This window comes from Flavobacterium rakeshii (assembly GCF_009741375.1).
In the GTDB taxonomy this organism is placed as follows: domain Bacteria; phylum Bacteroidota; class Bacteroidia; order Flavobacteriales; family Flavobacteriaceae; genus Flavobacterium; species Flavobacterium rakeshii.
Genome location: NZ_WOWP01000027.1, coordinates 1 through 1,862, shown reverse-complemented (window position 1 = coordinate 1,862; position 1,862 = coordinate 1). Strand labels below are relative to the sequence as shown.

Below are 1,862 nucleotides of genomic sequence, written 5' to 3'. Positions count from 1 at the left end.
AGTAGAAAACGTGAGAACACAAAAAACAGAGATACCTTATGGTGCCATGGAGGGTAAGGAATTAACAATTCATACGGTATGTTATGATTATGAAGATTATGATGGAGACGCTCATGTATTTATAACAGTAAATGCAGAAGATGGTGCTTTACTATATGGAATATCATCATCCGGATTTCTTGATCTCACCTGATTAGATATATCAATTTTAAAAATAAAAAAACCTGCTTAAACCAAGCAGGTTTTTTATTCAGTAGAGTTAAGGGGCTAATGCTGAACACCTTTTCTCAATTATTAGAATTAATTAATGTGATGCTGTGTAAATCCTCTACTAAAAAGTTGGAATTTATTTCACTAGAGGCTACAAAACCCGCTTATGTAAATAAGCGGGTTTTTTGTTTATATTTAGTTGTGTTGTGCAGTACGTTAATAAAGTAAGTGTCGATATTGTTAGGGTAAAAGAATGTGTGGTAATTTACACTAATAAGAGAAATACAATGTGAGATACACCTTTACAGTATTTCTTGTTGGATTAAAAGATATGGAGGAAGGCTTTGAGAAAGTTTTAAACTAAGGGGGCAGAATTAGTAAATTAAACAAATCACAAATTAGAGGGAGAAGTAGTATTTACCAAAAGTTTTTATTTATGGAAGAAGAAAATAAAGTCTCTGTATGGGTTGGTTGGCTCAATAACCAAGAGCAGTTTAAAAACTACATTAAAGTTGATTATAACGATGATGGAGATATGGTTTCAGATTTCATGTCTGATTTTGATATCGAATATTATGATGAACAATTTCAGGAGGCATTATTTAATATCTCGGGGGTTAAATCGGATATATTTAAAGACTTTTCGTATATAGAAAATTTTTTCATCAATATCCCTGCTCAGGATTTTTCAGTTTTAAATAGTTTTATTTTATTATACAATTTTAACTTCACAGCAGAGGTTAAAAACACTGACAATTTTAATTTTTTGGGAACATTTAATTACAGATAATTTTTATTCAGTAAAGTTAACAGGACTAATGTTGAAAAATTTAATATGAAAGAAAAAGAAGTATTACAAAACACATTAAAAGTTCTTGATGAATTAAAGTATGACTATGATAAAAGTCAGGAAGCTTTGGACTTTATGAGGCCTGTTTATAATGAAAATGAAAAAATTTATACTGGTGAAATACTTAATGTTTTTATAATATCTTTTTTCATGACTTATGATCCCAGATTAGCTGTCGATGATCTAAGACATATTATAATAAATGCAGAAACCTTAAAACCATTATATATAATAACCGAGCATGGTTATGAGTTAATTAAATATGATTCAAATGGATCTGCAAAAAAAGTATCTTTTATTAGTCCGACATTTCTTTGATTTTTAATTTAAACTGAAAAAGAATATTTTGTTTAAGTAAAAGAGGAATGAATATACTTAAACAAAAAAACGCAGTTAAAACTGCGTTTTTTTGAGTTAATGTAACTAATACTTTAAAAGTAATAAATCACACTAAATAACGGTTTTGAAATAATGATACCACCAGAAAAAGCAATAGAAATAGTAAAAGATTATCTTGACAGGAATAAAATAAACTATATTCGAGTGTCAGAAAAAGTGATGACACAAAAAAGAGAGATACCTTATGGCGCTATGGAGGGTAAGGAATTAACAATTTATACGGTATGTTATGATTATGAAGGTTATTATGGAGACGCTCATGTATTTATAACAGTTAATGCAGAAGATGGTACTTTACTATATGGAATATCATCATCGGGATATCTTGATCTCACCTGATTAGATATATCAATATTAAAAATGAAATAATGATACCACCAGAAAAAGCAGTAGAAATAGTAAA

General features: G+C 28.7%; 4 protein-coding genes. All 4 read left to right on the top strand.

Annotated elements, in window-relative coordinates; all coding sequences use genetic code 11:
• A partial coding sequence (locus tag GN157_RS08995; protein WP_231749103.1) for a hypothetical protein occupies window positions 1-193 on the top strand: 193 nt, incomplete at its 5' end.
• 453 nt (window positions 194-646) lie between these two features.
• Window positions 647-1,000: an immunity 22 family protein gene (locus GN157_RS08990; RefSeq protein WP_157483089.1), complete on the top strand. Its 354-nt coding sequence runs from the start codon at window positions 647-649 to the stop codon at window positions 998-1,000.
• 45 nt (window positions 1,001-1,045) lie between these two features.
• Entirely contained in the window at window positions 1,046-1,378 is a 333-nt protein-coding gene (locus GN157_RS08985) for a hypothetical protein (RefSeq protein ID WP_157483088.1), read from the top strand.
• Between the two features lie 153 nt (window positions 1,379-1,531).
• On the top strand, window positions 1,532-1,798 hold the full coding sequence (locus GN157_RS08980) for a hypothetical protein (RefSeq protein ID WP_157483087.1): 267 nt from the start codon (window positions 1,532-1,534) through the stop codon (window positions 1,796-1,798).
• Window positions 1,799-1,862: the final 64 nt, after the last annotated feature.

Bases quoted from the DNA above. Each gene is read 5' to 3' on its own strand.
- GN157_RS08990 (WP_157483089.1), top strand. From the start codon at position 647: ATGGAAGAAGAAAATAAAGTCTCTGTATGGGTTGGTTGGCTCAATAAC.
- GN157_RS08985 (WP_157483088.1), top strand. From the start codon at position 1,046: ATGAAAGAAAAAGAAGTATTACAAAACACATTAAAAGTTCTTGATGAA.
- GN157_RS08980 (WP_157483087.1), top strand. From the start codon at position 1,532: ATGATACCACCAGAAAAAGCAATAGAAATAGTAAAAGATTATCTTGAC.